The 8,083-nt window shown below is 45.2% G+C and carries 6 protein-coding genes; 3 read left to right on the top strand and 3 right to left on the bottom strand.

Annotated features, from left to right (window positions below):
• From QZ938_RS32430 to QZ938_RS32420, 3 genes are all read left to right on the top strand, one after another.
• Positions 1-215 (top strand): transposase (locus QZ938_RS32430; protein WP_293355879.1); only part of this gene is annotated, 215 nt, incomplete at its 5' end.
• 744 nt (positions 216-959) lie between these two features.
• Positions 960-2,873 carry a heavy metal translocating P-type ATPase gene (locus QZ938_RS32425; RefSeq protein ID WP_293158321.1) on the top strand — a complete coding sequence of 638 codons (1,914 nt, stop codon included), beginning with the start codon at positions 960-962 and terminating at the stop codon, positions 2,871-2,873.
• A 299-nt stretch (positions 2,874-3,172) separates the two neighbouring features.
• The gene (locus QZ938_RS32420; protein WP_293356380.1) at positions 3,173-5,230 is read left to right on the top strand and encodes an elongation factor G; all 2,058 of its coding nucleotides are present in this window, start codon (positions 3,173-3,175) and stop codon (positions 5,228-5,230) included.
• A gap of 405 nt (positions 5,231-5,635) precedes the next feature.
• On the opposite strand, the gene QZ938_RS32415 is transcribed toward QZ938_RS32420, so the two are convergent.
• The 3 genes from QZ938_RS32415 to QZ938_RS32405 all read right to left on the bottom strand — a co-directional run bounded on the left by QZ938_RS32415 (position 5,636) and on the right by QZ938_RS32405 (position 7,890).
• The gene (locus tag QZ938_RS32415) at positions 5,636-6,022 is read right to left on the bottom strand and encodes a HEPN domain-containing protein (protein WP_293158326.1); all 387 of its coding nucleotides are present in this window, start codon (positions 6,020-6,022) and stop codon (positions 5,636-5,638) included.
• A complete protein-coding gene (locus QZ938_RS32410) occupies positions 6,019-6,399 on the bottom strand; it encodes a peptidase (RefSeq protein ID WP_293356383.1) in 381 nt (126 codons plus the stop codon). The genes QZ938_RS32415 and QZ938_RS32410 overlap by 4 nt, the downstream gene beginning before the upstream one ends.
• A gap of 162 nt (positions 6,400-6,561) precedes the next feature.
• A complete protein-coding gene (locus QZ938_RS32405) occupies positions 6,562-7,890 on the bottom strand; it encodes a hypothetical protein (RefSeq protein ID WP_293356386.1) in 1,329 nt (442 codons plus the stop codon).
• Positions 7,891-8,083 lie beyond the last annotated feature (193 nt).

Below are 8,083 nucleotides of genomic sequence, written 5' to 3'. Positions count from 1 at the left end.
AGAGGGCTGGTGTTGAAAGTTCCTTGTCTCAAGGAATTCGTGTTTTTGGTTTGCGCGAGGCTCGTTACATGGGTCTTGCCAAAACTCGTCTGCAACATATTGTGACTGCTGCTGCGATGAATTTGTCTAGAATGTGGGCTTTTTGGCGCGACATTCCGATTGGTAAGACTCGTATCTCTCGTTTTGCGGCTCTTTTTCCCTCTGCCTCATCATAGTTTTTTTCCACGATTGTGGGATGTTTGGTTTCACCCTTTTTTAATTCGCCAACAGTCTCTTGAAACCGCGTCTACACAGACAAAACCTGCCTTCGCAGGTTGAAAGAAGACTCGGCGGTTGAAACCGCGTCTACACAGACAAAACCTGCCTTCGCAGGTTGAAAGAATCATGTATTCCAGAAGACTCGGCGGTTAGAAACCGCGTCTACACAGACAAAACCTGCCTTCGCAGGTTGAAAGTATCCCAGAAGACTCGGCGGTTGAAACCGCGTCTACACAGACAAAACCTGCCTTCGCAGGTTGAAAGAATCATGTATCCCAGAAGACTCGGCGGTTGAAACCGCGTCTACACAGACAAAACCTGCCTTCGCAGGTTGAAAGAATCATGTATCCCAGTCCGCGAAGGCGGACTTTGTTTGTGTAGCCGCGGTTTCTAACCGCCGGGTCTCCGTTTGTTTGGGGTTTCTAACCGCCGGGTCTCCGTTTGTTTGGGGTTTCTAACCGCCGGGTCTCCGTTTGTTTGGGGTTTCTAACCGCCGGGTCTCCGTTTGTTTGGGGTTTCTAACCGCCGGGGTCTCCGTTTATTTGTGTGCCCGCAAACTCTACGGTTTCTAACCGCCGGGGCCTCCGTTTGTTTGCGTAGTTATTGATGAGTTTTGTAATTTATTTGAGTTTTACTCTTGACATTGACATTAATGTCAAGGTTTAGGCTACAGGAGTTATTCTACCAAATCAAATTTCCCCATGACTCCCAATTCCCTCCCCATTTCTCGCCTCTGGCGCCTTGTGGAAGAACATCCGGATGCTGTGACTGCCGCCCTGTGCGGAATTCTAGTAATTTTGGGTTCGATCGCCCTACAAGTCGGTTGGCTGGGCTTAGCGGTGTTAATATTGCCCGCTGCTTACGTAATCGGTGGCTATTCCAGCACCCGCGAAGGGTTGACTACGCTGTTTGAAGAACGCGAATTAGATGTAGATTTGTTGATGATTGTTGCTGCTTTGGGCGCGGCCGGTTTGGGGCTGTGGCGGCGAGAATATCATTTAATTGTGGACGGTGCTGTTTTAATTTTAATCTTTGCAATTAGTGGCGCGCTGGAAGGTTATGCTATGCAGCGGACTGAACGGAGTATTCGCAGTTTGATGAGCTTGACTGCGGATACTGCGCGGGTGCTAATGTACGATGGGGAACGAGAAATTGCGATCGACAAATTGGCAATTGGCGATCGTATTTTAGTCAAGCCCGGAGAAATCATCCCCACAGATGCAATAATAGTTGAAGGCTACAGCAGCCTGAATCAAGCCTCAATTACCGGCGAATCGATGCCCGTGGAAAAAACAGCGGGCGATGAAGTCTATGCAGGCACGATTAACGGTGCCGGCGCGCTACAATTGGAAGTTCACAAAAGTCCAGAAAGCAGTTTGATTCAGCGAGTGATTCGGCTGGTGCAACAAGCGCAAACCGAAGCGCCGCCTTCTCAGCAGTTTGTGGAAAAATTCGAGCGCGGTTATGCTAAATTGATTGTCGGTTTAGGCTTGCTGCTAGCAACTTTGCCGCCCTTTATTTTGGGCTGGAATTGGGAAGACACCATCTATCGGGCGTTGATTTTTCTAGTAGTCGCATCTCCCTGCGCGCTGATGGCTTCGATTATGCCAGCGCTGCTTTCGGGAATTGCTAACGGCGCGAGACAGGGAATTTTGTTTAAAAGCGGCGCGCAATTAGAGATAATAGGTCAAGTTCGGGCGATCGCCTTTGATAAAACCGGCACTCTCACCACGGGAAAACCGGAAGTTGTCAGAATTGTCCCCGCAACCGGATATACTGAAACAGAAGTTCTGCAATTGGCTGCGGCTTTGGAAGCTCATTCCGAACACGCGATCGCCCAAGCAATTGTCCAAGCCGCAAATCAGCAACAGTTACCGCTGTCAAGTGCTACGGACGTACAAGCAAAAATCGGTCAAGGAATTGTCGGTAAAGTTAACAATCAAATTATTACCATTGGTAAAGCGGATTTTGTCAGAGCAACTTCGGAATTGACAGAAATAAGTCATCAATTGCAAGCAGAAGGAAAAACCGTTGTTTGGGTAGCAAAAGGCGATGAACTTTTAGGTATCATTGCAGTAGCAGATACAGTCCGCCCGGAAGCAGCAGCCACAATAAAACGCCTGCAAAAATTAGGAATAGAACATATCATAATGCTGACAGGCGACAACCAGCAAACCGCCCAATATATCGCCCGCCAATTAGGAATCAATGAAGTGTACGCCGAACTTTTACCCGAAGACAAAGTGCACCTAATTAAAAAGCTGCAAACCCAGTATCAAACCGTCGCAATGGTAGGAGACGGAATCAACGACGCCCCCGCCCTCGCCCAAGCATCCGTGGGAATTGCGATGGGGATTTCCGGCAGCGACGTAGCTTTAGAAACTGCTGACATCGTATTAATGGCGGATAAGTTAGAACAATTAGCTAAAGCAATTAGTTTGGGCCGCCGCGCTCAAAATGTGGTCAAGCAAAATATTGTGTTTGCACTCAGTTGCATTATACTGTTGTTAGCTGCTAATTTTTTCGGAAATATCACAATGCCGATCGGTGTCATCGGCCACGAAGGGTCTACAGTAATCGTAACCTTAAGCGGCTTGCGCCTGCTGAGAAACTAGACAAATCGACACAGAAGAAGAGCGACACCAAATCCGCTCTTTTTCGTCCTGCATTCCTCTCTCTCTTCTCGAACTCTGCGTTCTCTGCGCTCTCTGCGGTAAAAAAATCCAAATATTAAGAAAAACTACAATTTGCGATCGCATTACTCAAAACACGCTAGTGTCAAAAGTATTGAATCATACCAAAACCTAAAATTGCTCTAGACTGCAATAAAAATTCACCTAGAAACAGTCTGGAAAATGATATTCAATTCATTGCACCAAGAGCAATTGAAAACAAGTTTTCGATTGGAGGCAATATGAACCACAAAGTCATTGGGGCCACGCGAAACGTTGCAATTGTTGGCCCATATTTAAGCGGTAAAACCGCACTTCTCGAAAGTTTGCTATCGGTGACAGGAGCAATTACCCGCAAAGGTAATGCTAAAGATAGCAATACAATAGGTGACAGTTCGCCGGAAGCGCGCGATCGCAAAATGAGCCTAGAAGTCAACAGCGCGAGCACCGAATACGAAAACGTCCGCTTCACATTTCTTGACTGCCCCGGCTCGATCGAATTTGCCCAAGAAACTTACAATGCACTTATCGGTGTCGATGCAGCCGTGATTGTTTGCGAACCAGTTGCCGATCGCACTTTAACCCTCGCCCCGCTGTTCAAATTCCTCGACGATTGGGAAATTCCCCACCTAGTTTTCATCAATAAGATCGATCGCGCTTGCACAGACGAAACGACTTGCGGTAGCAACTTCACCAACGTGATCGATGCGCTCAAATCGGTTTCTAGCAGACCAATTGTACCTCACCAATACCCGATCGGCAAAAACGAACAAATCATCGGTTTTATCGACTTAGTAACCGAACAAGCTTACCACTATCACTCCGGAGCACCCGCAGATCCCGTCCCGCTTCCCGAACACCTCAAAGCACAAGAAAGCGCCGCGCGACAGGAAATGCTGGAAGCATTAGCCAATTTTGACGACCGTTTACTGGAAGAATTGCTCGAAGAAATCAATCCCGATGCTGAAGAGATTACCCGCGATTTCAAGATGGAATTAGGCGCTGATTTAATAGTGCCCGTATTCATCGGTATCGCCGAACAAGATTTCGGCGTGCGACCTCTGCTGGAAGCTTTACTCAGAGAAGCGCCGACACCGGAAACTACAGCAGAAAGGCGCGGTTTTATACAAGGTGAAAACAAGGTTCTCGGTCAAATCCTCAAAACCTATTACACGCCGCAGGGAGGCAAATTATCGTTAGTGAGAGTGTGGCGGGGAACCCTCGCAGATGGAGCAGTTTTGAACGGGGTTCGAGTTAACGGTTTGTACCGATTGACTGGCCAGCAAACGCAAAGTTTGCAGTCCGTCAGTGCCGGGAAAATTGTGGCTGTAGGCAGGCTGGAAGGCTTGAAAACAGGCGATGTGCTGGGTTCAGACGAATTCTTACCAAAAGCAGAAATCATCTCGCCTGTGTACGCACTGGCGATCGTCCCCGAAAAGCGCAATGATGAAGTTAAGCTGAGTTCTGCCTTAGCTAAACTATTAGAAGAAGACCCATCTTTAGTTTGGGAACAGCACGGAGACACCCACGAAATTATACTTTGGGGTCAAGGTGAAATCCATCTGAAAGTAGCCTTAGACAGGTTGCGCCGCAAGTACAATTTGCCGATGGTAACTCACTTACCGCAAGTACCGTACAAAGAAACCATCCGCAAACCCGCATCATCCATTCACGGGCGCTACAAACACCAAAGTGGCGGACACGGACAGTTTGGCGACGTGTACCTCGACATTGCACCGCAGCCTCGCGGAGAAGGCTTCAATTTCACCGACAAAATAGTCGGCGGAGTCGTTCCAAAACAGTATATTCCCGGCGTTGAAGTGGGAGTGCGCGAATATTTGGATCGCGGCCCGTTGGGTTTTCCCGTGGTAGATGTATCGGTGACTCTGACAAACGGTTCCTATCATTCTGTTGATAGTTCGGAACAAGCTTTTAAGCAGGCGGCGCGGTTGGCGATGCAGTCGGGGATGGAGAAGTGCGAATCAACTTTGCTGGAGCCGATCGCCAAAGTTGAAATTTGCGCTCCCAACGAGTGTACATCAAAGGTGTTGCAGTTAGTCAGCGGACATCGCGGTCAAATTCTCGGCTATGAGGGTAAAGCAGACTGGAAGGGATGGGATGCTGTTTCGGCTTATTTGCCGATCGCCGAAATGCAGAATTTGATCGTAGAATTGCGATCGCAGACGATGGGTGTGGGATTTTTTAACTGGGAGTTCGATCGATTACAAGAAGTACCGGAACCTTTGGCTAAGCGAGTTTTGCTAACTACTGGAAATGGCAACGGTAACGGTAAAAATTAAACCGTAGGGGCGGGTTCACCAACCATATATAACGATGACCAACAATATATAAAAACCCGCCCCCACCCACCATAAATCTGAATGTACATTAATATTGTTTGTTGGGATGGGGCGGGTTTTTGAGATTGTTTGTTTGGTGGCGGTTATTATTGGTGAACCCGCCCCTACGAGATTGTGTCGGTTAATTAAAATTACAATTTTGTTGGTAAATTTGATTGGTAGGGGCGGGTTCACCAACCATATATAACGATGACCAACAATATATAAAAACCCGCCCCCACCCCACCATAAATATGAATGTACTTAATATTTTGGGTTGGGATTGGGCGGGTTTTTGAGATTGTTTGTTGGGTGCAGATTATGGTTGGTGGAATCCGCCCCTACTGATTTGAATGATAATTCAGCTTATTTAGTCAACTCATTTAACCCTGAAATAACATTCTGAGCTAGCATTAAAGCATTTCTGGCTTGTTGTTGTAAGTTAGAGATAGTATCTGCATAATCAGCTTGATTCCTCATTTTTCTTAAGCGAGTTAAATCTTCACCTATCTCTATCATAGTCTGGGATTTTGATTGATTTTTAAATTTTTGAGGTACATATTGATGCGGATTAATCTTATAAGCTTTATTGCCCGATAATTGAGGATCTTGTTGAATGTCGCGGCAGTAATTCCGTGCTAAGCAAAACACAGCATAATAAGCTCTACTTACAGCCGATCGCAATTTTGCTTCTTCACTGGTTCCGGCTAGCTCTTGTGCTAAATTAAAGTATTCTGACCAATCGAATTTCATTCCCACCCCAAGTCAATGTGTAGTATATTGTTAGGAATGACCAGACTCGCATCTAGCCACCAAGTGCGATCGAGAGTTTTCAACTTTTCAAAAGCTTCCTCGACTTCGAGTTTAGTATAGATGGTAATCCAGAGCGATCGCCAATTGGCAATTTCTGGATCTGTTTTCACTTCCAAGCCCAATCTTTCCGTAGGAAATAGTTCTCTAATTTTAGAATAAGCTTCTAAAATTAAACTTAACATCACTTCTTGCTCGATGATTAACTTAAAGGCTTCTAACGGATCTTCTACTATGTAAAGACTTCTGATTTTATTGAAATCGGAGATTAAATCGTCAAAAGGTGTGGTTTCAATGGCAGACTCTTGGATAGCAGTCATAATTGTCGATCGCGAATGCTTTGCTTGTTAATATTTTAGCAAATACGATCGCAATTCTGTCGTAACCCAACAAGAAACCGGGTTTCTGCGAAAAATCGTTAAAGGAAATTAAAGATATACATAGAAACCCGGTTTCTGGCCTCATCTTGCATCAGCCCGAAACTAACGGCGAAAAACCCTCGACCACAAAGCTATAATTATCGCAGTCAGCAGACTAGCAGTCACCCCAGATAGAATACTAAATCCCATAATCACCCTCAATCCCGAACCAGGCTCAAAAATCGGCACAAAGGTATTTATGGCAGTATTGATAGTAGGATTTGCCTCAATTTCTGTTTTGAAGCCAGCCGCCGCCGAAGCTACAGTCCCGCCAGTTGACAATCCGACACCGACGATACCGACGATTGTCTGAAAAGTGCGATCGCTCTCAGCCTTCCGAATCTCAACCGTACCTCTAATAGTATCAGTCAAACTCCGCAAAATTTCCAAACAAGGGCGAAAATTGTCAATATCTTTTTGGATTTGTTTGGGATAGTGTTGTTCAGCCTTGTCCCAAAAATCCTGCAAAAACTGCAAATCATCCGTAGGTTTAGCCTTGGCTTGAATTTCAGTCAACTTAGTCTGATACTTTTCCAGATTCACCTTAATTGTGCTAAATTGTAACTCCAAATAATTAAGATCGATCGCAAAATCAGACAATTTCCCCATCGCCTCCATCAGCTTCTGGAGATTCAGACGAGAAGTATTCCGCATCTGCACAATTTCGTTGTAATTATTCACCAACCGATCCTTTAAAACTAGACTTTTCTCATAAGCCCAAATAATCTTATGACGGTAACACAGCAAATCCAGCCCATTTATCAAAAACTCCCTAGCCCAGGTTTTAAAAGCCACTTCATCGGGATATAAAATCACCAAAAGTTGACAGTTATCCTCAATCTTGTCGCCCCAAAACTCAAATACTTTCCCACCTAAAAACTCACCACTTCCTTGAGGAACACCATCTTTTGCAAACAAACACTTGTAAACTTGTTTTGCAAGTTCTTCCTTTTCCGCATCATCCCCAGATTCCAGCCAACCCGAAAGCATCCAAGTTTTGCCGATATTTTCCAACTGCGGCGGTTTGGGAATTAAATATTGCAAGCTTTCAATCAGTTTAATAACTTTATCGGGTTCGTACTTATCCTCAACGTAAGCATTAAATAAAATTTGGTAATTATCGCTTAGGTTCCAGCGGCGGTAGCTGCCTTTGACTGAATGATTGTTGAGATTTCCTATAAAAGGTAAATCGGCTACTGCTTTCTCCTGTAACGCCAGAAATTTTTGTTTTTGTTGGGGAGTAAAAGAAACATTCAGTTGTTGGTGAATTTGTTCGGCTAAAGCATCTAAAAATTTGATGTAGATTTTGCGAGTTTCCGGTTCGCCGACACCCAACCCTTGTTTGAGAGTGTAGCTAAATAAATTTAGGGTAGGGTCAACTAATTTGAGCATAAAATCTTTTATTGATGGTTACAAAAAATTACCGGGCGATTGGAAATCGCGTCTACACAATAAAATTACCCGGCGGTTGAAAGAGACTGTTGGCGAATGTCTGAGGGGTAAAACCCCTCAGACATCGCCATGCTGAAATAGGCAAAATGATTGTGCGACCATACACCATATTAAATAATTTATTATGACTCTT

Source organism: Microcoleus sp. CAWBG27, from assembly GCF_020883145.1.
Taxonomy (GTDB): Bacteria; Cyanobacteriota; Cyanobacteriia; order Cyanobacteriales; family Microcoleaceae; genus Microcoleus.
Note: the sequence above shows the minus strand (reverse complement) of the source record. Positions and strands in the feature narration are given on the sequence as shown.